Source organism: Haliscomenobacter sp., assembly GCF_040403615.1.
In the GTDB taxonomy this organism is placed as follows: domain Bacteria; phylum Bacteroidota; class Bacteroidia; order Chitinophagales; family Saprospiraceae; genus Haliscomenobacter.
Map to the genome: position 1 here is coordinate 1 of NZ_JBBAKG010000078.1, position 24,452 is coordinate 24,452.

At 47.7% G+C, this 24,452-nt stretch carries 15 protein-coding genes; 12 read left to right on the forward strand and 3 right to left on the reverse strand.

Annotated elements, in window-relative coordinates:
- The first annotated feature begins 128 nt into the window (after positions 1-128).
- From ABW391_RS20840 to ABW391_RS20860, 5 genes are all read left to right on the forward strand, one after another.
- Positions 129-899, forward strand: a complete 771-nt coding sequence (locus ABW391_RS20840) for a 3-ketoacyl-ACP reductase (RefSeq protein WP_353483848.1) — start codon at positions 129-131, stop codon at positions 897-899.
- 47 nt (positions 900-946) lie between these two features.
- The gene (locus ABW391_RS20845) at positions 947-2,143 is read left to right on the forward strand and encodes an MFS transporter (RefSeq protein WP_353483849.1); all 1,197 of its coding nucleotides are present in this window, start codon (positions 947-949) and stop codon (positions 2,141-2,143) included.
- A gap of 148 nt (positions 2,144-2,291) precedes the next feature.
- The gene (locus ABW391_RS20850) at positions 2,292-3,032 is read left to right on the forward strand and encodes an SDR family NAD(P)-dependent oxidoreductase (RefSeq protein WP_353483850.1); all 741 of its coding nucleotides are present in this window, start codon (positions 2,292-2,294) and stop codon (positions 3,030-3,032) included.
- A gap of 36 nt (positions 3,033-3,068) precedes the next feature.
- A complete protein-coding gene (locus tag ABW391_RS20855; RefSeq protein WP_353483851.1) occupies positions 3,069-5,411 on the forward strand; it encodes a c-type cytochrome in 2,343 nt (780 codons plus the stop codon).
- A gap of 6 nt (positions 5,412-5,417) precedes the next feature.
- The gene (locus ABW391_RS20860) at positions 5,418-6,821 is read left to right on the forward strand and encodes an enolase C-terminal domain-like protein (RefSeq protein WP_353483852.1); all 1,404 of its coding nucleotides are present in this window, start codon (positions 5,418-5,420) and stop codon (positions 6,819-6,821) included.
- Positions 6,822-6,974: 153 nt separating this feature from the next.
- Here ABW391_RS20860 and tamL read toward each other — a convergent pair whose 3' ends face one another.
- Complete coding sequence (tamL, locus tag ABW391_RS20865; protein ID WP_353483853.1) at positions 6,975-9,239, reverse strand: translocation and assembly module lipoprotein TamL; 2,265 nt, start codon at positions 9,237-9,239, stop codon at positions 6,975-6,977.
- The gene (locus ABW391_RS20870; protein WP_353483854.1) at positions 9,229-14,409 is read right to left on the reverse strand and encodes a translocation/assembly module TamB domain-containing protein; all 5,181 of its coding nucleotides are present in this window, start codon (positions 14,407-14,409) and stop codon (positions 9,229-9,231) included. The genes tamL and ABW391_RS20870 overlap by 11 nt, the downstream gene beginning before the upstream one ends.
- Positions 14,410-14,558: 149 nt before the next feature.
- On the opposite strand from ABW391_RS20870, the gene ABW391_RS20875 reads away from it, so the two are divergent.
- A complete protein-coding gene (locus ABW391_RS20875; RefSeq protein WP_353483855.1) occupies positions 14,559-16,073 on the forward strand; it encodes an AAA family ATPase in 1,515 nt (504 codons plus the stop codon).
- A gap of 66 nt (positions 16,074-16,139) precedes the next feature.
- On the opposite strand, the gene ABW391_RS20880 is transcribed toward ABW391_RS20875, so the two are convergent.
- Positions 16,140-17,024, reverse strand: a complete 885-nt coding sequence (locus tag ABW391_RS20880; protein ID WP_353483856.1) for an AraC family transcriptional regulator — start codon at positions 17,022-17,024, stop codon at positions 16,140-16,142.
- Between the two features lie 134 nt (positions 17,025-17,158).
- On the opposite strand from ABW391_RS20880, the gene ABW391_RS20885 reads away from it, so the two are divergent.
- The 6 genes from ABW391_RS20885 to ABW391_RS20910 are packed head-to-tail and all read left to right on the forward strand — an operon-like array spanning position 17,159 to position 24,451.
- The gene (locus ABW391_RS20885; RefSeq protein ID WP_353483857.1) at positions 17,159-19,285 is read left to right on the forward strand and encodes an outer membrane protein assembly factor BamB family protein; all 2,127 of its coding nucleotides are present in this window, start codon (positions 17,159-17,161) and stop codon (positions 19,283-19,285) included.
- Between the two features lie 23 nt (positions 19,286-19,308).
- The gene (locus tag ABW391_RS20890) at positions 19,309-20,088 is read left to right on the forward strand and encodes an SDR family NAD(P)-dependent oxidoreductase (RefSeq protein WP_353483858.1); all 780 of its coding nucleotides are present in this window, start codon (positions 19,309-19,311) and stop codon (positions 20,086-20,088) included.
- A gap of 30 nt (positions 20,089-20,118) precedes the next feature.
- Positions 20,119-20,925, forward strand: coding sequence for a sugar isomerase domain-containing protein (locus ABW391_RS20895; protein WP_353483859.1), 807 nt, complete (start codon positions 20,119-20,121; stop codon positions 20,923-20,925).
- Positions 20,926-20,930: 5 nt separating this feature from the next.
- The gene (locus ABW391_RS20900) at positions 20,931-22,277 is read left to right on the forward strand and encodes an FAD-dependent oxidoreductase (protein WP_353483860.1); all 1,347 of its coding nucleotides are present in this window, start codon (positions 20,931-20,933) and stop codon (positions 22,275-22,277) included.
- A complete protein-coding gene (locus ABW391_RS20905) occupies positions 22,274-23,236 on the forward strand; it encodes a phosphotriesterase family protein (RefSeq protein ID WP_353483861.1) in 963 nt (320 codons plus the stop codon). The genes ABW391_RS20900 and ABW391_RS20905 overlap by 4 nt, the downstream gene beginning before the upstream one ends.
- A 12-nt stretch (positions 23,237-23,248) precedes the next feature.
- Positions 23,249-24,451, forward strand: coding sequence for a Gfo/Idh/MocA family protein (locus ABW391_RS20910; protein WP_353483862.1), 1,203 nt, complete (start codon positions 23,249-23,251; stop codon positions 24,449-24,451).
- Position 24,452: the final 1 nt, after the last annotated feature.

A 24,452-nucleotide genomic window follows, 5' to 3' on the forward strand; every position in this document is an offset into this window, starting at 1 on the left:
ATCAGCAGTCAGCCATCAGCTTTCAGCTATCAGCAGTCAGCCATCAGCTTTCAGCCAATAGCTCAAATCTGCTGAAGGCTGATAGCTGACCGCTGATAGCCCAAAGCTGACCGCAAAAATAATCAACAATGACAAAAGTCGCACTAGTAACCGGAGGAAGCAGAGGGATCGGATTGGGCATAGTGACCCAACTGGCAAGCCAAGGTTTCAACATCGCAATCAATGGCGTAAGACCCGTAGAATCTGTTCAGGAAGTTCTGGAAAGCATCCGTGCGTTCGGCGTTGACGTCATTTACTGCCAGGGTAACGTTGCTCTAAGTGCCGATAGAACGAAGATTTTGCATGAGGTGAAAGACCATTTTGGCCAATTAAACATCCTGGTCAACAATGCGGGAATTGCGCCTCGCGAAAGGAAGGATGTATTGAGCACCAGTGAAGAAAGCTTTGACGAAGTGCTGAACACCAACCTCAAAAGTTGCTATTTCCTGACCCAGGCGGCCGCCAATTGGATGATTGAACAAAAAGCAACCCAGGCTGACTTTTCCGCTTCCATCATCAACATCTCGTCCATTTCTGCAACGGTTGCTTCGGTCAACCGGGGAGAATATTGTGTGTCCAAAGCCGGCATCAGTATGGTAACCCAACTTTTTGCTGCGCGTTTGGGTGAGCATGACATCCCGGTCTTTGAAGTGCGCCCTGGTGTCATTGCTACAGACATGACAGCGGGCGTGAAAGAAAAATACGACAACCTGATTGCCCAGGGGCTTTGTGTACAACCCCGCTGGGGAACACCCTCAGACGTGGGCAAAGTGGTTGGTGCCCTGGCCATGGGCAGTTTTCCATATTCTACTGGCCAGGTATTTATGGTCGATGGCGGACTTACGATGCCGCGTTTGTAAAGTCACCTCAACTTTTTCCCTATTCAAAAAAAAACACCTACATCAAGATGCAAGCAGAAAAATTAAATGCAGGACAATACAAAGTCACCGCCACCGGCTTTTTAAGTTTGTTTTCCATCGTAGGCATTATGTTCTACGGGCTGCCCTTTTTCTTTGATTTTTGGGTAAAAGACTTTGGTTGGTCCAGGGCGATGGTCACCTCAGGAAACCTGGCGGGAAAGGTCATTGTTGGCCCACTATTTGGTTTTGCCGCAGGTTGGTTCATCGATCGTTTTGGGCCACGGCGACTGATGTTGTCAGGCATTTTGATGGTTGGCGTGGCGGTGATGGGGCTGGGCATCATGCAATCCACCTGGCAATTTTATGTTTTCTATTTTCTGATTGCCCTGGGCTACATGTGCGGTGGGCCATTGCCCAATCAAGTGCTCATTTCCAGATGGTTTAGTACCGCTCGGGGAAAAGCCATGGGCATTGCTTATCTGGGCATTGGGGTAGGGGGCATGTTGGTGCCGCATATTGCCCGTTGGTTGAATCAGGAGGCAGGCTGGCGTATGGCCCTGACTGTGCTGGGCATCATCATCATTGTGGTAGCCTTTCCGATGGCCTGGTTTGTCAAGGAAAATCCCGATGAACAGGTTGAAGAACATAAAACACCAGAGCCAAAAGTCTCTTTAGCCAGTGTCTTAAAAAGCAAATCCTTCTATTTATTGGCAATCGGGAGCATGTGCTCCATTGGCGCAGTAGCGGGTGTCAGCCAAAACCTCAAATTGTTTTTGAGCCTGGATTTGCAATACACCCAAGGCCAGTCTGCCAACATCATGTCGCTGGTCTTGGGTTCAAGCATTATCGGGCGCCTGTTGATGGGCTGGTTGGCGGACAAGTTTCCCAAAAAATACGTCATGCTGCTCATCTACGCCATCGTAACCCTGGCCATTTTGCTGTTGTACAACACGACTACCCCGACGGCGATCTATGTGTTCGCTGTCCTCTTTGGCATTGGACTGGGCGGCGATTACATGATCATCCCACTGATGGCCGCAGAATTGTTTGGGGTCAAAGTGATGGGACGCGTGATGGGACTTGTGTTGACTGTAGATGGCCTAGCCGAAGCTTTTGGCCCCATCATGGCTGGTGCCTTGCGCGATAGAACGGGCAGCTATGCCATGGGTTTTACGGTTTTAATTGTGCTTTCGGTGATTGGGTGCGTTGCGGTAGCGCTGTTGCCGCGTGGGAGAAAGGATTGAAGCATGCGCTTAGGCTCAACAAATAAAAAATAGGTACCACTTTCCATTACTTACCTTGGGCTATGTTCCTAAAATCATGCGAAAAATACTTTCCTGGTTCATCCGACCACCCGGCCTTAGTTGACCAATTGGGGCAGCTGAGGTAAATTTGAGAAAACTAAAACAATTACCTAATATTGAAGAAATTATTGAAGGAGATATCCTCGCAGAAATCAAGGCTTATCGAGCTGAAAAAGAAAACAAAATGACAAAAACAATTTTAATCATCGGAATGGGACAAGGTTTGAGCCTTGCTATCGCCGAAAAATTTGGCCAAGAAGGTTATAAAATTGGTATGATTAGCCGCAGCCAGGACAAACTGTTGCAGCTGAAAAACCAATTAGCTGAACAGAATATTGTTTCGGAATTTGCAACAGCAGATGTAGCCAATACTCCTGAAATGATTGCTGCCATTCAATCGATCAAAAGTAAACTTGGGAGCATCTCAATTTTGCAATACAATGCCGTAGACTACCGAATGAAGCCGCTGATGGACGAAACAGTGGACGACTTAACCAACGGTTTTAAAATAAGTGTAGCCAATGCTTTTGCCGCCACCAAAGAATTACTTGCGGACCTAAAAGAAAACAAAGGTTCAATTTTACTCACCGGTGGAGGTTCGGCCAATTATCCGAACCCCGACATGGCCTCAATTTCCATGGGTAAAGCAGGATTGAGGAATCTGGCCCTCCAACTTCACCAGGTTTTAAAACCCGAGAATATCTTTGTAGGAACAATTACAATAAGTGGTTGGATAAGCCCAGAAAGCCAAACCCACACGCCTACAATGCTTGCTGAAAAATTCTGGGACTTGAATCAAGCAAGGAATCAAGTTGAAATCATCTATTAAATAAGTCGATATGGCACACAAAGATTTAGATTAAAAATGAGCACTGAAAAATTCCATCACTTCGGGATCTCTTTTGGGGTAATCCTGGCAATTTTTATTTCAAGTCTGGCTTTTTCGTCGACAGATCCCCAAAGGCCAGAAGAGGTATGGGTCATTCGATCGGTTTTAGACAAACAACCCCGCATGCTCACCCTTGCTTTGGATTCCGCCTGTTACCTTGCCTATAGCCTGACTCGGTGTCAGTTGTATAAAGCCTGGAAAGGTGGGGTTTCTCTAGATGGTGCTCCTTATACCGATAAAAAAGAAATTCAACCAAGCTCATGGGGAGCCAGTTATTGGACAGACAGCACGCGTACCAATCGCTGGAGGGCGGAGAAAAACGGAATCAGTGTGTTAAACAAAATCATCCACAAAGGCTATAGGCTAAAAAACAATCAAATCTTCCTGCGTTTTGCCCTGGTTTTAAGCTCATCTGACACCGTTTGGGTTGAAGAAAGTCCAGAATTTGTTCGAGCTAAATCAGGTAAAATTGGCTTGGAAAGAACCTTTAAAACCTTGAATGTTCCAGCAGGCGTAGAGTTGAATCTAAGCGCTACCGGAACCCAAATCGCCCTGAAACCAAATGGCACTACCAGCTACACCGCCTATTTCAACCCTTTGCCGGATCAAGTTCCGCCTATCCCCAAACCAGATCCAATCCACGCAGGCAGAGCATTGATGGATAAAGCTGATTGTTTTACTTGTCACAACATTGACGAAGATGAAGTGGGCCCTTCCTTCAAAAAGATCGCTCAAAAGTACCGCTACGATCAAAAAAATGTGGTGCAACTGTCCCTTAAAATAAAGAATGGGAGTCGTGGAACCTGGGGAAATAGCCTAATGAATCCGCATCCAAACTTAAACAGTGCCGATTTAACCGCGATCGTGGAGTATATTTTTACCTTAAAACCCAAGGAACCCGCGCTTGTTGCCAAAAAATCGGCAAAAAACACCCAGGATTTGCCTTTAAAATCCAAAGAACAAGGCTTTGGTGCACCATTAGAAGGTGTTCATCCCAGCTTTGACCTGGTTAATTTACATACTGCCGCATTCAAGCCTCGGGTAGGTGGATTGGCATTTCTCAGCGATGGGCGTTTATTGGTCACCACCTGGGATAAGGTAGGAGGGGTGTACTTGCTGGATGGAGTCACAGGTGGTGATGCAAGCAAAATTTCGGTGAAGCGCATTGCTTCTGGATTGGCGGAACCCTTGGGTATTGAAGTCGTCAACGACGAAATTTACGTTTTGCAAAAACAGGAATTGACCAAACTAGTAGACCTGGATGGTGACGAGGTCATTGATGAGTACCAGACCATCTGCAACAGTTGGGATGTAAGCGCAGATTTTCATGAGTTCGCATTTGGCCTGGTGTACAAAGAGGGGTATTTCTACGCTACACTCTCCATGGCGATGCGGTTGAAACCAGATGAAAAACAGTTGCCCGACCGTGGTAAAACCATTAAGATCGCTAAAAATGGCAGTTTTGAAGTGGTCAATTTTGGTTTGCGCACCCCCAACGGCATTGGGTTGGGGGTCGATAATGAGTTATTCGTCACCGACAATCAAGGCCAATGGCTTCCAGCCAATAAACTGATTCATGTCAAAAAGGGAGAATACCACGGCATGCAATGGGGTTGGTTGAGTGCCGATCCGGCTCCCGAAATGGCCATGCCAGCGATTTGGTTGCCCGAAAACGACATTGGCAATTCACCTTCTGAACCCGTGCTGATTCGGGAGGGCATTTTTAAAGGCCAAATGTTGCACGGTGACGTGACGTTTGGCGGCATAAATCGGGATTTTTTGGAGAAAATAGAGGGACAATACCAGGGCGCTGTATTCATGTTTTCACAAGGGTTTGAGGCAGGGGTCAATCGCTTGCGTTGGGGCCCCGACGGCGCCTTGTATGTAGGGGAAGTAGGCATGATGGGCGGTGGCTGGAGCTGGAGAGACCGCTTGAGTGGGCTTCAACGGCTAAAATACAATGGGAAATCTACGTTTGAAATGTTGGCCGTAAGGGCTCAACCCAAAGGTTTTGAAATAGAATTCACCGAACCCCTAAAACAGAACACCATCATACGTCCAGCTGATTTGTGGATGCAGCAATGGTGGTATTTGCCGACCAAAAATTACGGCGGCCCCAAAATGGATTTGGAAAAACTAAAACCTACCCGAATCACGATTTCAGCAGACCGGAAAAGGGTTGCTATTGAAGTACCTAACCTCAAGCCCAAACATGTGGTCTATTTTCAATTGCCGAAACAACTCAAAAGCCAAAGCGGGCAATCCCTCTGGTCAGGTGAAACCTGGTACACCTTGAATGTTATCCCTCGAAACCTATAAATAAATATGAAACACTCGAACACCCGCCGCATCAGCCGTAGAGCATTTGTCAAAACTGCAGGTTCGGCCCTGGCATTAGGAGCAGTAGGTATTCCTCCGGTTTCAACATTGGCTAAAAGGCCGTCCTCTCCCATAAAAATCAAGCGGGTAGATGCTGATTTTGAAAGAGAGCCCCTTTATCCGTACCGCTTTAAAGGCAGCGCCATTACCAACAGTTGGCAAACGGTTGCTTTTCTGGAATCAGAATCAGGCATTCAAAAAATCGGATTGGCGACGCAAGGGGTGCTCTGGTCGGATTCAAGGGTTTTTGCAGGCCATAGCGAAAGTGCCGGAAATGCCTTGATGTACAACATGAGCGAGTATGCTTTGCAATTGATCAAAGGCACTTCTTTTACCAATCCGGTTGAACTTCTTGATTTGATTTTGCCCGAAGTATTGGCTTATGGCAAAAAAATAACCGGCATCTCCGACCTTCGAAAAACGTTTGCCCTAAATGCTTTGGTTGGTTTGGACAATGCGGCCTGGCTGCTGTATGCGGCAGAAAATAAAATAACCCAATTCGACGACTTGATACCCGCAGCCTATCAGCAGGGCTTATCGCATCGGCATACTCAAGTGGCCAGCATTCCCGCTTTCAGTGTAGGTACCACGCCAGAGCGCATCAAAGCCGCCGCCGATGAAGGCTATTTTATCCTGAAATTGAAAACCGGCGCTGCGGGTACACAAAAGGAGATGTTGGAAAAAGACCTTGCTTTTTTGACCGCTGTACACAAAGCCATCGGGCATTACGAAACACCCTATACCAAAAGTGGCAAAATTCCCTATTATTTTGATGCCAATGGCCGGTATGAGCACAAAGATACCCTCCAAAGATTTATAGACCATGCCCACAAAATAGGCGCGCTTGAACAAATTGCCGTGATTGAGGAGCCTTTTGATGAAAGCAATGAAACTTTTGTAGGGGGCTTCGGGGTAAGAATTGCCGCCGATGAAAGTGCCCACACCGTTGAGGATGCTGCCATTAAAATTGAACAAGGTTATGGGGCCATTGCGGTAAAAGCGATTGCCAAAACACTAAGCATGACCATGAAAATCACCCAGTTGGCCGCTGAAAAAAAAGTTCCCTGCTTTTGTGCAGACTTGACCGTAAACCCCATCTTGGTGGATTGGAACAAAGCGGTGGCCGCAAGATTGGCTCCTTTTCCCGAAATGAGCATCGGCTTGCAAGAAACCAACGGGCATCAATATTTCAAACGCTGGGATACGTTGATGTCTTATCACCCTAGAGCGACTGGCTCATGGGTAAAAGCACAAAATGGCGTGTTTCACACCGATGCCACATTTTATGCCGAAAATGGAGGCATTTTTGATGTTCCACAGCATTATATGGACTTGTTTTTATCGAAGTAGGCGCTGGTGGTTTTGTACCGTTTACAAGCAAAACTAACCCGCAATACTGCGTTTTTGGCGTCATTGAGAAAGCGTGTTTTCAACAGGGAGACCAGTGGGAAATACAAAAGCCTGACTCCTACGCATTGATCTGGGTTAAGTTCGTTTGCGCTGCTAAAAAGGATACCCAATCGCCAAATTGATCACCATATTCTTATTGGGTAAATTAGCAGCATAAGGCACTTTTAATGGGAAGGCGAAGTCCAGGCGCAACAGCAAGATGGTGAAATCCAGGCGGAGGCCAAAACCGGCATCAATGGCCAATTCGTTCAAAAAATTGCTGCTGAATTGTGCACCTGGTTTCAAGGGGTCTTCATTCAACAACCATACATTTCCGGCATCTAAAAATAAAGCGCCTTCGGCGATGCTGAACAGCTTGGGGCGGTATTCAGAATTGAACTCCAATTTGATGTCGCCCGACTGATCGGGTAGAAAAAGCGCCCCTGGATTGCCAATGTTGGGCGGGGTGTAACGCCCTGGGCCGACGGTACGGCTGCGGAAACCCCGCAGACTGTTGTTGCCCCCGGAAAAAAACTGTTTCACAAAAGGAAGTTGTCGGCTATTGCCATACGGATAGCCAAAACCCAGAATGAGGCGATTGGCCCATTGGCTGCTCCGATTGACCTGTTTGTAATAGCGCAGGTCAATTTCTGCTTTGGCAAATTGCGCATATTTTACCCCAAATATTGTCCCTACCTCGTTGTTTTTCCAATTGGAACCATTCAACAATCCGGCAATATTGCCCGCTATATCCAACAGCCCGTTGAAATAAATACCTGTCCGCCGATTGGAACCGGCGAGTTGATTGAAGTTGTAAGTATAGCTCGAACCGACAATAAATTGCTGCTCTACAATCTTGGCCAGCGAAGGATTTTTGGCAATGCTGTCGATGTACTGTTGCGCAATGGTCAGTGGTTTTACATAATTGAAGGTAAATGGATTGAGTTGGTGTTCTTTTTGCAGGCTTTCTTTCCATGTGTACCCGAAATTTCCCCGAAAACTGTTGAGCGTATACAGGTTTTGGCGATTCAACAATTCGTATCCCAGCAGTAGGTTGGTTCTGGGTACAAATTCACTGCGGCCTCGGATGTTCAGGAAAGGAACGACAAAACGAGGGATGCTCAACGCAACTTCCCCGCCTACCCGATATGGATTTGATTTTCCAAAATTGCCACTGACCTGCACTTCGGTGCTTCCAAACAAGTTTATCGACAACTGTTCGGCACCCCGAAAAATATTGCGGTGCCGCCAACCTAAAGTTATTTGGGAACCGACGAGGTTATTGGTTTTGGAGGTTCCGGTAAGTTCTGCGCGCAAGGATTTTTTGCGCAGGGGAGTGAGGTAGTAAAATGCATTCAACTTGGCGCCATTGCTGTCCAGCACCGCTTCAAAGCGGTTTTTAACAAACTTAAAACTCCCCAGGTTGATCAGCCAACTGAGCGTGGTATTGTGGTCTTTTCGGCTGTACAAATCACCGGGCTGGAATTGCATGCTTTGTTCAAAAACACGTTGTTTGAACAGCCGGGAAGAGTCAATGACGTAATATCCCGCATAAAATTCGGCATTTGACAAGCTGGTATCCTGGTTGGCAGTAGAGAGGTTGTAATTCGGATAAATGTAAACATTGTTGATGCGGTAGGTTTGCCGGGCTGCTGCGGGCGTTGCCGGTTTTACCTGAATGTACAAGTTTACTTCATGCTGCCCCAGGGTACTGTCGGTTTCTATGAGCAGGTATTCTTCACTGAAGTAGTAAAATCCTTTTTCTTTCAGGTCGATGTCGATGCGCGTCCTTTCGCCTTTGATCAGGTCGAGGTTAAAAGGGTTTCCGGGCTTCAATAGGGTTTTTGACTGGGTGGAACGAATGGCACTCTCAAGGATGCCGCTGTCGGCAGGAAAAGTAATCTGTTTGATTTTATATTCAGGCCCAGTTGCTACGGTGTATTCTGCGCTGGCTTTTTTGCCTTTTACCGTAGTGTCTCCTTGAACTTTCACTTGAAAAAAGCCCCGGTTTTCGAGATAATTGTCCAGTATTCTGGCGTTTTGACCCAGTTTTAGCTCACTGAGTAAAACCGGAGCTTCGCCGTATTTTCGGCGCAACCAGGCACCCAGGCCTTTTTCACTGCCCAGGTTGTACACCCACAGTTTGAAGGGCATTCCTAAAATTCGACTATTGGGCTGGGGTCTGGTCAGGCCTAAGAGCGTACTTTGTAGGGCTTTTTTTTGTTTGGAGGGTAGGGTAGTCCGGGTCATTTTTATCCTTGCTCCGGTATACAAAGCGTCATTTTCGGGAACGGATCTGGTGGTACTGCAACCCATGAGCAGCAGGATTAGGGATGCAGTGAAAGTATAGAATATGGGAACGGTGAGCTTATTCTTCATCTTCTTCCTTTCTGGTGTTGTTCATCAAAGCAGGATCTGTGCCTATTTTCCGGTTCAAAGGGGGATTGGCGGGTTTTTCTGGCGGGAGGTTACCCTGTTCCTTTCTTTTTCTTTCCTTGGCCATCCCTCGCCGCATTTTTCTGGCCTCAAAAATTTCTTTAAACTGGTCGTAATCAACCGAAATTACAAATCCGATTCCGGTTTCTACTACATACCCATCTACTACGCCTTCATATTTGTTGCGCCGATAGGCCCTCAGCAGGTACCTGCCATCCTCTGTAAGCAGGTATTCTACATTCAGATTGGGCGAGGCGCTATTGCCCCCTGTGCCCGTTTCATTGGTTTGGCGACCTCCTTCCAATTCAAAATTGGTACCAATAGAAACGTTCAATCTGTCGTTGAGCAAGCGCTTGGAAAGGCCAACATTCAAGTCGGTTTTGTTTTGCAAACTCCCCGAAGTATAATCCTCTGAAGAAACGACGTCAAAATTGAGGTCTACTCCGGCAATCAAACCACTGGCCAGGTTATTCAATTGTTCGGTAAGCATTTTGCTGACACTATGGCGGGCCAAAGCTCCTGCATTGATTAAGCCTTCTGCGCTTTCAAAAGGATTTTCCGAGATGAACCGATTCAGCAAGAGCAAGGCAAATACCTGCTTGTTTAACTCGGAAGGTTCGGCCTTGAGCTGATTCAACCGCATTTCCACCTGGGTTGCAATGGCATTGTCGATGCGTACGGTACTTTCTTCCGGTAAAACTATGTCGAAGGTAAGAATCGGTTGCAGGAGCGATCCATCCATGTTCAGATGCACCTCAAATGGAAGCTTTTGTTGGTAACGCAGGTCAGTTCTGGCCACGGTAATCTGGTCCTGAATGAGCTCCACGGCAGAAGTATTGGCTACATACACGGCCGTGATGTCCACCAGTGCATTGGTGGGTTCGCCGATCCAAGTAATTTTGCTGCCTTTTTGAATGTCGAAACGCCGATGGAGAAAATTGAAGGACATTTCGTACGCGCCTTCTTCCAATTCATAAGAGCCAGTAAGGGTTATTTTTCCACTTTTGTCGATACCGCCATTCAGAACGGCTTCTCCCTGGAGTCGGAGAAAATCGCCATTGCCTTCATCAATGATCAGATTTAGAACGGCTTTTTTATCTACTTCAATGTTTACCGAAACGTCCATTCCCTGGAGGCTGGTATTGTTCAGGGTGTCCAATTGCCTCAAAAACAAAGCGTCGTTCAGGGGGGCATCTTTGTCTACAAATACCACTATGCCCTCGCGTTCCACTACACCCGGTTGTTCTTGGGGCAGTACGGCCGTTAGCCGGGTGTCTTTATTGATGCGCAGCGTACCATCTACAACCGGAGCCAACTCGGTGCCCGAAATTTTTAAATTGGTGTCAAAAAAGAGTTGACCGTAATACAGGTTGTTGTCTTTTTTGCTGGTATTCAGTGCTTTAAAGTCCTGGGCGCGCACACTCAGGTCAAATACATAATTCAAGTAATTGGTTGTATTGGCCCTTCCATTGATGGTGAGCTTGTTTTCTGCGGAATCCCGAATGGTAAAAGAATTGAACCGCAGTCCCTGGTTGTTTACGGCGATGATTTGTTCATTGTCAATTTTAAACACACTGTTGAGCATGGTAATGACCAGACTGGTTTCGTTGAAACCCAGACTCCCAGCAATGTCGGGTGAAGTGGGTTTATTGCCAATTTTTATGTTGCCCGTCAGGTATCCTTTTCCATTTCTGATGTTGCCCATACTGATGCCTTCCAGGGTACTCCATTGCAAACTTTTGATGGCCAGGTTAAAATCCATCGTGCTTTTGTCTCCCGCTTTGAGGTAATAGTTGCCGGTAAGCGCTACCTCGTTGCCATGCCCTTTGATGGTGACGTCGGTGGCAAAAACACTAGACTTGAGGTTGTCGATTTTAGCATGGACATCGCCGAGGGTATCCCCTTCTACGGCAAGGTTATTGATGTTCAGGTCGGCAGTAAAGTTGGCTTGCGTACTCAGGTCATTCAAGACAATGCTTCCGTTCAAGGTGCCATCGGCAAACAAAGAATCTACCTGCGCAAATCCAGTCAGGGTGGACAGCCGGAATTTTTCGAAATTGATTTCCAAGGGGCTATCGGCGGTACTGTCCCTGCTGTTGATGATCAGGTGTTGATCGTTTTTGCTCAAATCAAAATTACGGGCATTGACCTGGGTGAGACTGAACCGAATCAGATTGTTGCGACCAATGAACCAAGGCTCGTAATTCAGCAATAAACTATCCGGATGCAACGCTACCGAATACAGCCCTCCAGATTCCTGGCTAAAAAGACCAGCGAGCAGGTATTTGTCCCGTTTGGAGCGATCTCTGATCCGCAAACCAAAATCCACCTGATTGTGGGCAATACTTGCCCGCAATTGGGTGCCAAGTAAAGCAAAGTTTTCTCCATTGCTGATTTCCGCTACGGTGGTGTTGAAGCGGATTTGATCCCCCTGGGTTCGGGCACTGAGGTTTAGCCCGACAATTGTATTGGATCCAAACACAATGTAGGGGGAGCTCAAATGGGCATCCCATCCTGCTGCGCTGGAAAAATGGGCATCCAGGGCGATGTCGTCCATGCGTTGCAAATCGGGCAAAAAAGCCCTGATTGCCACGTGGTCGGTAAGGGCTGCCTGGAGGGTAAAGTCATACAGCAGGGCGGTGTCAGAGGCGGTACTATCGGTGATGGCATAATAAGGCTGGATGGCTTGGATAAAAATAGCTCCCAATTGAGTCAGTTTGTACTGGCCGCTGAGGCTAGCCTGGGCAAAGTCTGTGCTCAGGTTGAGCGATTGCTGCCCGTTTTTATACCTGGCCACCAACTCAACAGAGTCCATGCTGATGCGCTGGTTGTTGAGCACGAGTAAAGAGTTGAGCAAATAAACCTGCCCGGTTAAACTATCCAAATTCAGCGCCGGAACATTTGCCTGGACAATGCCCCGGTAAACGATGGGATCGGTGCTGAGGTGAAGTGGGCCAGTTTTTAAGCTGTCAATGTTCAGCTTGGCGGCAAAACAGGGATAAGCTCCACCCAATTCCCCTTCGGCTTGCACTGCAAAATGAAGGTTGGGATCTTTCATGCCACCACGCAGATCAAATTGTTGGTGATCTAAGGTTGCATCCAGCTGAAAATTGCGGTAGTTGTATTGGTTGTAAACGACGCTGCCGACCACCCCCTGAATGGCCACCTTGGCTGTTTTTACAGCATAACCTTTGCCTTGTACTTTAAAACTGGCGCTGAGTGAACCCAGCGTTTCCTGCTGTTGAATGATTGTACCGATTTGCAATGCTTGTACCGCGATGGTGGCTGTGTAAGCCGCTTTTTCCGAGTAGGCGGCATTGCTGATGCTGCCATCCAACTGGGCGTTGCCCAAATCGGTAGCCAATACCAGCCCTGCTGTCAGGTTTGCAGCGTTGCCTTTTACCGTCCCTTGGAGCGACATAGAATCAGGCAACGTAATGCTGTCGGGAATACTGTTCGGGGGCGCAAACAGCAAGGCGTCATGGCGGCTGGTGCGGAATTGCTGAATATCGAGGTCTACTGAAAAATGATCCGGGTCGGTCGCGTTGTTGATGGTTCCCGAAAGGTCGGCCTGGGTATTTTCAAAACCGCTGAACTGCAATTCCTTGATCTTGAGCCTGGTTAGGCTACCCTCCATCCGGCTATTGAGCTGAAAGATGTCATCGGGGTTTTTGAAGCCCACTTGATCGGCCAGGTAAGGTGCAAAAGTGAGGATGTCCTTTACCTGGATGCGGCTGTGCACGATGTCCAAATCTAGCCCCAACAGCTCCGGTTTTAATTGTACGGCTTCAATCGAAGGATAACTGAAGGTGGCCCTGCGGCGAATGGAGGAACCGGGGGTTTTGACCCACAACTTTTCCAACCGCACTTCATGGCTTGTGTATTGAAAATTTGCTCGCAATTGTTGCAGGATAAACCCACTTCGTTCTTTCGTGCTCCCTTTGGTGACCCTGAGGGCGATGGTATCCTGGTAGTACAAAAAATCGTTGCCAAGTAGGGTTAGGTTTTTGAAGTTCAGGTGGGCGTAATCCATCCCTCGTTTTTGGCGGGCCTGGGTATTGTCATTGTAAGTGAAATTGTTGTTGGAGAGACGGACGGCATCGGCAGTGAATTTCCAGGGCAGGTATTCAGTTGGTATTTCCTGCTTGGTTTGGGTGGTCAGTTTGATGACTTCTGGAGCAGCTTGTGCGTTCAGATCGACTCGGCCTTCAAAATCACTTAGCTCCAGGCTGCGGAGGGCGATCAGGCTTTTTTCCAGGTCTATATTTTTCGGAAAAATGTTCAGGCGTTTGAACTTAAACTTCGTCTTCAGGGCAGCGGCCTCATTGCTGTAAGCGAGGTCTACGTCTTGCAGGAGTGTTTGTTGATTGGTCAATTTGAAATATTCCGGTTTTTCGTTGACCACTTCAGGATCGGGATTGGTATTGACGGCGATAAGCTCCAGGGCTGTGGTTTGGTTGATCCGCCCCCTTAAGCCACGAATGGCAATGCTGGGCACATCGTATTCCAGTTTGGTCGCGTCGACGCGTGCGATGCGCAACTGTGCATGCTCAAGGTAAACATCAACGTCATTGCCCGTCACGACATCCAAAAATACCAGGCGGGTATCGTCCACAATCAATTTTTCTACCGCCATGATGAGGGTAGAGCTGTCTTCCGGGACTGGAGTCTCCTTACTTACAAAAGCATCCACAATAAACTGGTAATTGAATGCCTGATTCGGCTGTTGTCGCTTCAGCTTCAGCGTAATGCCGTTTAAGTTGATCTCATTGATTTGCACCCGGTTGTTGAGCAAGGGAAGCAGGTCGATGTCAATTTTCAATTGGTGGCCAGCCAGCAAGGTATCTTTGCTTTGGTCTGCGATATACACCCCTTCCAGCACCAGTATTTTGGGGAAATGGATGTCCAAGCGCTGGATGGATAATTGGGTATGCAGTTTTTGCTCCAGATAAGTGACAATTTTTTTTCTGGCAAAATTCTGAACTGACTTGGTTTGAAGGAGGAGCAGCAACAAGGCAAGCAACAACAAAATGCACAGCAACAAGACAATCGTCCCGCGGCCAATTTTTGCTAAAAGAGGCCTGGTTTTTTTTGTTGCTTTGCTTTGTAGCATGAGAATAGGAATGAACACATGCCAATTTTAAATAAAATGGCTACTGTGTTAACCCCCCCGGTTGCGGAATAGTTGTGGGGTACGGTGATTCATCCTGCTTTAGCACTGATTATTGTGCATCTGTTGAATCAATTTTTATTGGCTGGTTCATGATTTCCGCCGAAATTTTATCATTTTTTTGGCGAAAACCATTAAAAATATTATCTTTCCGCCAGAATAAGGCATTAATAATGGCGAAAATAATCGGAAGACAAGCAGAAATAGCGTTGCTAAAATCTTTATTGAGCGTAGATGGCTCAACCTTTGCCGCCGTATATGGGCGCAGACGGGTCGGCAAGACTTTTTTAATCCGCAATGTTTATGACGGTCAATTTACCTTTCAATTGACAGGTCTTGCAAACGTAGATTTGTCGCATCAATTGACCAATTTTCATGCGGCGTTGGTGAATTACTTCCCGGATTTTGAAGACCAACCCATCGCTACGACTTGGTTTCAAGCCTTTCAACAACTCATCAAAGGCTTTGAAACCTTGCCTAAAACAGGTAAAAAAACGATATTTTTAGATGAGTTACCGTGGTTAGATACCCCTAATTCATTCTTTATTTCAGCCTTAGAACATTTTTGGAATAGTTGGGCGAGTGCACATTCTGACATTAATCTTGTTGTTTGTGGCTCGGCAGCTTCATGGATCATCAACCAACTCATCAACAATACAGGCGGGTTGTACAATCGTGTAACGCACCTTATTTACCTTGAACCCTTTACTTTGGCAGAGTGCGAAGCCTTCTTTAAGGATAAAATACCCAGTTATGACCGTTACCATATTTTGCAGTTGTATATGGTTTTTGGCGGTATTCCCTTCTATCTAAATGCCATAGACCCCAGCAAAAGTGCGGCTCAAAACATTAATGATTTGTGTTTTAAAGTTCGTGGGAAATTCCGCAACGAATTTGATAAACTGTATGCCAGTCTTTTTAAAAAAGCCGACAAACATATTGCCGTCATCGAAGCGCTTGCTCAACATTCAATGGGGATGGAACGACAGGCTCTTTTGAAAGCCGCTAAATTACCCGACGGCGGCAATACCACCACGGTTTTGAGGGAGTTGGAAGAAAGTAGTTTTATCAGGAAATACCATACTTATGGCAAAAATAAGAACAAAGCCTTGTATCAATTAACGGACTTCTATTCCTTATTTTACCTCAAATTCATCAAAAACAATAGCCAATATGACGATGATTTTTGGATTAATGGTTTGGATCAACCCAATGCCAGAGCTTGGAGTGGCTATGCTTTTGAACAAATCTGTCTCCTTCATCTCCCACAGATTAAGCAGGCCTTAGGTATCGGCAGCGTACAAACCCAATCTTCGGCTTGGCTTGGTAGCGACGGTTACGAAAAAGCCCAAATTGACTTGTTGATTGATAGACGCGATCAAGTGATCAATCTCTGTGAAATGAAATTCTCCATCAAACCTTTTACGATCGACAAAGCCTATTCCGAAGATTTGCGCCGCAAAATGGGTGTCTTTAAAAACAGCACCAAAACCACAAAAGCGATTTGGCTGACGTTTATCAGCACCTATGGTTTGACCCCAAATGCTTATGCGCAATCGCTTGTACATACTTCTTTGACCATGAATATTCTGTTTGATTATCCGTAAAAGTGCTCAGCGATTTCCAGGAACCAAAAGCCACCATGCAAAAAAATCCAACATCACAGGCATCCATCACCCCTCCATTTTCTTCCGATACTCCACCGGGCTTTCCTGAAACTGCTTGCGGAACAAGCGATTGAAATTCGACAGGTTTTTAAAGCCCGACTCATAACAAATGTCGAGAATTGACAGGTCGGTTTCTTTCAACAAACGGCAACTCTCGTTCAAACGCATTTCGATGACAAAGCTCAGAAAGGACTTCTGTGTACGTGATTTGAAATAGCGACAAAAGGCCGATTCGGACAAGTTGGCCAATTTGGCAGCAGCCTGGATGCTGATGTCGTTTTTGTAGTGCAGCAGGGCATATTCCAGCACTTTCTGCATCTTTAAACTGTCTTTGACATTGATGCCGCTGATGGTATTGATGGAGAGAGGCTGCAATTCGGAGGAACTAGACAACAAGCCAAAGATTTCAATCAAACCCTTCAAACGTCCAATTTTGCCTGCCGCTAACATCTCATACAGGATGGTTTTTATTTTTTCTCCGGTTTCGCCCAAAACCATGACGCCATTCATGGATAAAGCGAGCACTTGTTTCATCTCGGTCATTTCCGAACAGTTGAAAAAGTGTTTGCCCAAAAAACTTTCCAAAAACTGTACGACAATGGAGCTGGGTTTGACACTTGAGCCAACTTGGTAAAACGAATCATCGGCTTTGAACAGGTGGGGGACGTTTTTGCCAATGAAGGCAATTTCTCCTTCCTGGTAGCTGGAAAAACTGTTGCCGATGAACTTCATGCCAAAACCCTTTTCGCAATACACCAGTTCGTATTCTTCATGAAAATGCCAGGGCGTTTCAAAGTGCGGCGACACGTACCGATTCACGATGAACGAACTTCCCGTAGAAAGAGGAAGCTTTTGGAAAAGGGCATTTTTGGTTAACTTTATTTTAGTCAAAATAGTATCATTAAAAGTTTGTTTGTAGTGGCAAGATAGCAAGAGGAGTTGTTTTTTTGTGTACCTTTTCATTTTACACCAATACATTGGTATTATTTTGACCAAGCCCTACATCAAAATTCAGCAAGACAACGATGAAAAAGTTACCATTTCTCCTTTTGTTTCTGCCACTCATCGCCTTATGGCGTGGTATAGTTCCCCAAGAGCTTGCCCCGCCGGTTAATGGAGGGGACTGGGCTCATTTCGGGTATGACCCGAGTCAGAGCAAATTTTCACCGTTGGATGCGATCAACCTCAAAAATGTACAACAGCTAAAAGAAGTTTGGCACCATCAGGAATCCGCCGATGGATCGAGCATTTTTTTAAATCCGCTGGTGGTAAATGGCAAAATGATCGCCTTGATGCCTTCCAATAAACTGGTCGCACTGGACGCCAGCAACGGGAAATTGATCTGGGAATTTGTGCCCGATGCTTCGGATATCTACAATTGGACCAAAGGAATAGCCTACCGCAAGGGCAGCAAAGGCAAACCTGATGCCATTTTATTCGTAGCAGGATCAACCCTTTATTCGATTGACGCCTCCACTGGGAAGCCGATGCCTAGTTTTGGCAAAAACGGGAGAGTCGACTTTTACACCGGACTTAGCGTAAGTAAGGACAGGCGCAACGAGGTGGCCGTAAGCAGCAATGCCCCCGGCGTGATTTACGATGACCTATACATCATTGGTTGTAAAGTGCCCGATGAATTGCCTTCAACGTCCGGAGACATCCGCGCTTTCAACGTGAATACTGGTAAGTTGGTGTGGACTTTTCATACCATCCCCAAAGCGGGTGAATATGGCGCAGATACCTGGCCGGCTGGTGCCCGCGACAAAAATGGCGGGGCCAATTGTTGGGGCGGTATGGCTTTGGATGAAAAAAGAGGCATCGTGTACGTCCCTACCGCCTCTCCTTCTTTTGACTTTTATGGTGCTGATCGGGAAGGCCAAAACCTTTTCGCAAATTGTTTATTGGCTTTAGATGCCAAAACAGGCAAAAGAATCTGGCATTTCCAAACGACCCACCACGATTTGTGGGATCGCGACAATGGTTCACCGCCTAATTTGGTGACCATTGAACAGGATGGCAAAAAAGTGGATGCTGTAGCCCTGGCAACGAAAATTGGCTACGTGTATGTATTCAATCGGGCTACTGGTGTACCCATTTTCCCCATTGAAGAGGTACCTGTACCAACCAAAAGTGAGATGCCCGGTGAAAAGCCCTGGCCAACCCAACCCATCCCGGTCAAACCCGCCCCTTTTGCCCGTCAGGGCTTCAAAAAAGAGTATTACAGCACCATCAGCCCGGAATCGGAGCAATATATCAAGGATCAAATCGCTAGCCAACAGTACAATACGGGCATTTATGAGCCACCGAACCTGAAGGGTTCAATCATTGTCCCCTCGGCGAATGGGGGCTCAAACTGGGGTGGAGCTGCTGTTAACCCCCAATCTGGGGTAATGTTTGTCAATTCGGTGGATTTGCCCTGGTTTTTAAAATTACATGAGATGAAGGGTTTGACCGCGAACAACGACAAAACTGGCGAAAACCTATTCAAATTGTACTGCAGCAGTTGTCACGGAATGGATAAAAAAGGTGCAGGGGCTGGCCCTGACATCAGCGCAAAAGTCAAGCTGTATTCGGCCAAAAAACTCGAAAACATCCTCAAAAAAGCTGCCGAACCGATGCCATCGTTCAAACATTTGCCACCCGTACAAATCAATGCCATCATTGCTTATCTGAAAGGAACCCCATTGGATACCAAAAATGGAGATACTGGATTGGAATCGGCTAGTTCTGAACCTTATGGTTTTTCGGGATATGATTTTTATCGGGACAAATGGGGCTTCTCCGCCATCAAACCACCCTACGGTACGCTCAATGCCATCGACCTCAATCGGGGCGAAATCCTCTGGCAAGTACCCCTGGGAGAGGATCCTAAACTGGCCAAAATGGGCATCAAACAATCCGGGATGTTCAGCCGGGGTGGTTGCATTGCTACAGCCGGAGGACTAATTTTCATTGCCGCTACCGCTGATGAAATGTTTCGGGCTTTTGACCAGGCAACGGGTAAAATCGTTTGGGAGACTCAGCTGCCGGGCAATGGCACCGCCATACCCTCTACGTATGCCATCGGCCAGAAACAGTACCTTACAATTGCCGTAAGCCCCAATCCTGATACCGGATACAAGGGCGGCTACATTACCTATAGCCTCGACTAGAGGTATTTTAACCTAACCAGACTATGCTAAAAAATAAAAAAATTGTCATCATAGGCGGCACCACCGGAATCGGGCTTTCAGCTGCCAAAGCCTTTGTACGCGAAGGTGCAGTAGTTGTTTTGGTGGGCAGAAACCCGGAAAGTGGCCAGGCTGCCCAGGCTTTATTGGGTGCTAAAGCCACAGTAATGGCCGCCGATGCGACTGATCCCATCACTGCTGAAAAGGCCATTGATTTGTGCCTTGAAGCTTTCGGAGATTTTGATGGCTTATACCATGTAGCCGGGGGCAGTGGGCGCAAATTTGGCGATGGCCCCTTGCACGAACTCAGTTTGGAGGGCTGGAACAAAACCTTCGAACTGAACCTCACCAGCCTCATGCTCTCCAATCAGGCCGCCATCCGCAGGTTTCGGACTTTGGGCAAAGCCGGGACAATTCTGAACATGGGTTCCGTATTGGGCTTTTCTCCTTCTCCCAAATACTTTGTTACGCATGCTTACGCAGCAACCAAATCAGCCGTGATCGGCTTCACTAAATCCATTGCGGCGTATTACGCTGCCGACAACATTCGGGTCAACCTCCTGGCACCAGCGCTGGTCGAAACCCCCATGTCGGAACGCGCCAGCAAAGATGAGACCATCCTGAGTTTTGTCAAAACGAAACAACCCCTGGATGGTGGCCGCAATGGCAGGCCCGAAGATTTGGATGGTGCAGCCATTTACTTCATGTCGGATGCTTCCAAATTTACCACTGGCCAAACCCTGTATGTGGATGGCGGCTGGGAGATTTCTGAGGGTCAATACTAAAAAATCAACTCAAAAGAATCGCAATATCCTATGTCTTACACCCAAACTTACCTCCAAAAATGCCAGGGCTTACTGGAAACCGTGGCCCAGCAAGAAGACAACATCCAGCGGGTTGCCGCCATTTTTGCCAAAACCATTCTCGCTGGCCGCATGGTACACGTGTTTGGCAGCGGCCACAGCCGCATCATGGTGGAAGAAATGTGGCCCCGCTACGGTTCTTTTCCAGGTTTTAACCCCATCGTGGAATTGTCTTTGACTTTTCACAACCTGGTGGTGGGGGCCAATGGACAGCGGCAGGCCATGTTTTTGGAAAATGTACCCGGTCTGGCCACTCAAATTTTGAGAAACTTTGACCTGTCTGACCTAGATGCTGCGCTCATCATTTCCTCCTCTGGCTGCAACGTCGTACCCATCGAAATGGCCGAGTTGTTTCAACAAAAAGGCATCAAAACCATGGGCATCATCTCCAAACTGCACTCGGAAGCCAGCACCAGCAAGCGGCAGGATGGCCGTAAACTACAAGACTTCTGCGACTTCGTACTCGACTCTGGTGCGCCAGTTGGAGACGCTATGGTGACCATTGAAAACCTGGATACTCCCGTGGCACCGGGCTCAACGGTGGGTTCCTGCATGCTCATCAACTGCATCAAAGCCGAGTTGGCCAATTTGTTGACCCAGGCAGGCCATCCGCCCAAGGTATTGACTGCTGGAGCAGTGATTGGTGCCGAACGCGCAACGGAGTTGTTTCAGGCAGCTTACGACGAACATGCTCACCGCATTTCGCGGATGTACAAAAAAGTGGGCATTCCCAGCTACGTTTCTGAGCAAAATCTATAGCGGTCATGTACAAAAACGGGAAAACCATCGAGGGCGTAGACATTCTAGTGGTAGGTGCAGGCTCGGCTGGTTGTGTGGCCGCATTGGCCGCCGCCTCTGCCAAGTACCGCGTGTTGCTGGTGGAACGTTATGGATTTTTAGGGGGGTCGTCTACCCAAATGCTGGATACTTTTTATGGGTTTTTTACGCCCAGCGAAACGCCCAAAAAAATCGTTGGCGGCTGGCCAGATGAGGTGGTCAATACCTTGAATGATCACGGAGAAGTCTTTCTGCGCCCCAATACCTACGGTGCAGGTACCGGGGTGAACTATAACCCCGAACGCCTTAAAAACGTATGGGATACCCTAATGCTGAATGCTGGAGTCGACTTTTTGCTGCATACCACCCTCATTGATGTCAATCCCTTGCCCGGCGGGCGCTACGAATGCATCTTTTGGAACAAATCCGGCTTTTGGAAAATAATCCCCCAACGCATCATCGATGCCTCGGGCGATGCCGATTTCTGCCATCTGGCAGGTTTTGATTATGAGGTAGCTGGAGAACAAGAACCTGCCCAAAGTATGACCACCACCTTCCGCATGGCCAACGTAGACCTGGATGCTTTTGAAAAAACCGGTGGAAAAAAAGCCCTGGCCCAAATCATGGCCGCAACCGCTCATCCCTTGCCCCGCAAAGAAGGCTCTGCCCACGCCATGAACATGCCCAAATGCATCTCCACCGTAGCGGTAAAAGTAGGCGGAATGAATGCGCTCAATGTGCAAGACCTCACCAAAGCGGAAGTAGAAGGCCGCCGCCAAGCCTTTGTATTTGAAGCGTTTTTCCAAAAAGAAGTCCCTGGATACGCCGATGCAAAAATCATTGGCTTGTCCACCCAGATTGGGGTGCGCGAAACCCGCAGGGTGTATGGCGAACATCGCCTGACCAAAGAGGAATGTATGGCTGCGCAAATTCCCAGCGACTCGATTCTGCTGTGCGGCCCCCCCATTGAAGACCACCGCGATGGCAAAAATGGGGAAAGCGAAACGCACTGGCAATACATCCCCCAAGGTGGCATTTATGGCGTACCTTATGGCTGTATTGTACCCAAAGCAAGCGATATGGTATGGGTAGTAGGCAGGTGCTTTTCGGCCACCCATGATGCGCATGCCTCTTGTCGCTCGATGGCACAGACCATGGCCATGGGGCAGGCTGCCGGACTGGCCGCGCTGCAATCACTCGATCGGGATAGCTCCGCCAGCCAGCTAGAGGTATCCCGTTTGCGCGAAAACTTGCTGCAACAAGGCGCAATCCTGGAAACGCCCGATAAACCTGCTTTTACCGGAAAAGATGAATGGAAACTCAACTTTGCATGATGCCATTTATTCGAACCATCTTAGGCGATCTTCCCTCCGAACAAATGGGCATCACTTTTTCACATGAACACGTGGTGATTGAGGAAAATTATGTGACCCTGGATCACCCGGATTTTTTGCTGAACGATGTCGAAAAAATCTGCACCGAATTGCAGTGCTTAAAAACCCTGGGCTGCTCCACAATGGTGGATACAATGCCGGTCAATGCCGGAAGAAATCCCACTAAATCCGCTGCAATATCACACCAAACGGGCATCCACCTGATCGTCCCAACGGGCATTCACCTCGAACAGTACTACCCAGCCAGCCATTGGCGCTATACCTATACTGAAGACCAACTGAGCGAGCTGTTCATTGCCGATATTGAATTGGGCATCGATCGTTTTGATTACAACGGACCGATCGTTGAGCGTACGCCCCACCGCGCTGGACTGATCAAACTGGCTACGGGAGATGAAGCCATCACGACCCATCAGGAGAAAATATTTCGGGCAATAGTCAATGCACATCGGGCTACGGGTGCACCAATCCTCACCCATACCAATAGCGGCAAACATGCGCTGGCGCAAGCCGAACATTTTGCCAAACTTGGTGCCAACCTGCGTCACGTGGTATTGTCGCATGTGGACAAAAATCTGGACCTGGATTACCATCACGCCCTGATGCAAACGGGGGTGAGTGTAGAGTACGACAGCGCTTTTCGCTGGAAAAAAAACGAGGAAAACTGGACTTACACCTTGCTTGAAAATCTTTTGCCCCAATACCCGCAGCAAATCACCGTGGGTATGGATGCAGCTCGGAACACTTACTGGCGATCCTACGGAGGAACCCCCGGGCTGGATTTTTTGCTGACTACTTTTGTGGAGGAATTGAATTCCCGCGGCTTGGGGACTTATTTTCAGGCAATTTTCATTGACAATCCAGCGCGAATTTTTAGTTTTGAACACATCAATCCTTAAACTTTCAACAACATGGCCAATATATGCATTCTTGGCGGCGGATTCATCGGGCGTTTTTATGCCGAATCTCTATGCGGCAGACGGAGCAAAGACAACGTTACCGTTGTTTTTTCGCGCAGCGAAGCCTCTTCGGCGCGCTTTGCTACGGATTACTCCGTAGCGCACCACTTCACCGATATGGAAGCAGCCGTACAACACCCGGATGCCGATGTGGTAGTCATTGCCTTGCCCAATTACCAACACGAAGAAGCGGTGCACCTCTGCGTTAAGCACAAAAAGGCGGTGCTGTGTACCAAACCCCTGGGTCGAAACGCTGCCGAAGCCCTGCGCATGATGCAGGCTTGTGAGGAAGCAGGCGTCTTTGCGGGTTACCTCGAAGACTTGTGCTATACGCCTAAGTTTTTGAAATCATTGAACAGTGTTAAAAGTGGCGCGATAGGTCGGATTCTTTGGGCGAAATCCAGAGAGACTCACCCCGGGCCTCATTCCGACTGGTTTTGGGACTTGAATTTTGCTGGCGGAGGCGCTATTCTGGACATGGGCTGCCATTGTGTAGAAATTTCCAGAAACTTCATTGGCAAAGACGTGAAACCCGTCGAAGTGATGTGCTGGGCCGATACCCAGGTCAAACCCATTGATGCTGAAGACCACGCCATTGGTTTGGTGAAATACGAAAACGGCGCCATCGGTCAATTTGAAGTGTCCTGGACCTTCCGCGGCGGGATGGATTTGCGAGATGAAGTCATGGGCACCGAAGGAACCATCTGGCTGAACTCCTGGCTGCGCACAGGTTTTGAAATGTTTACCAGCGGTGCTGGCGATGGGGGATACGTGGTCGAAAAAGCGGAAAGCTCCAGCGGCTGGCAATTTCCCGTGGGCGATGAGGCCCATGAACTGGGTTACACCAACATGTTTATCGACATGTTTGATGCCTTTGAAAAAGGCCAACAGCCCAGCGAAACCTTCTACGACGGCTATGTGGTCAATGCAATTATCGACGCGGCCTACAAATCGGCCAAAACCAAATTGTGGGAACCCGTGGATTTACCCATCTGGCGCGGCCTAACCGGATTGACCAAACCGTCGGTGTATCAGGAATACGACCAGGATCACTGGTTCATCAAAGAGGAAATTTTGCCCAATGGGGATAAAAAAGTCATCGTCAAGAAAAAAGACTCAGGCGAAATTCTGGAAATAGCCACCTTAAAATCTTAAT

Excerpts from the sequence above, each read along its gene's own strand:
- ABW391_RS20840 (WP_353483848.1), top strand. The coding sequence starts at position 129 with ATGACAAAAGTCGCACTAGTAACCGGAGGAAGCAGAGGGATCGGATTG.
- ABW391_RS20910 (WP_353483862.1), top strand. The coding sequence starts at position 23,249 with ATGGCCAATATATGCATTCTTGGCGGCGGATTCATCGGGCGTTTTTAT.
- ABW391_RS20855 (WP_353483851.1), top strand. The coding sequence starts at position 3,069 with ATGAGCACTGAAAAATTCCATCACTTCGGGATCTCTTTTGGGGTAATC.
- ABW391_RS20890 (WP_353483858.1), top strand. The coding sequence starts at position 19,309 with ATGCTAAAAAATAAAAAAATTGTCATCATAGGCGGCACCACCGGAATC.
- tamL (WP_353483853.1), bottom strand. The coding sequence starts at position 9,239 with ATGAAGAATAAGCTCACCGTTCCCATATTCTATACTTTCACTGCATCC.
- ABW391_RS20875 (WP_353483855.1), top strand. The coding sequence starts at position 14,559 with ATGATTTCCGCCGAAATTTTATCATTTTTTTGGCGAAAACCATTAAAA.
- ABW391_RS20905 (WP_353483861.1), top strand. The coding sequence starts at position 22,274 with ATGATGCCATTTATTCGAACCATCTTAGGCGATCTTCCCTCCGAACAA.
- ABW391_RS20860 (WP_353483852.1), top strand. The coding sequence starts at position 5,418 with ATGAAACACTCGAACACCCGCCGCATCAGCCGTAGAGCATTTGTCAAA.
- ABW391_RS20845 (WP_353483849.1), top strand. The coding sequence starts at position 947 with ATGCAAGCAGAAAAATTAAATGCAGGACAATACAAAGTCACCGCCACC.
- ABW391_RS20895 (WP_353483859.1), top strand. The coding sequence starts at position 20,119 with ATGTCTTACACCCAAACTTACCTCCAAAAATGCCAGGGCTTACTGGAA.
- ABW391_RS20870 (WP_353483854.1), bottom strand. The coding sequence starts at position 14,409 with ATGCTACAAAGCAAAGCAACAAAAAAAACCAGGCCTCTTTTAGCAAAA.
- ABW391_RS20900 (WP_353483860.1), top strand. The coding sequence starts at position 20,931 with ATGTACAAAAACGGGAAAACCATCGAGGGCGTAGACATTCTAGTGGTA.
- ABW391_RS20885 (WP_353483857.1), top strand. The coding sequence starts at position 17,159 with ATGAAAAAGTTACCATTTCTCCTTTTGTTTCTGCCACTCATCGCCTTA.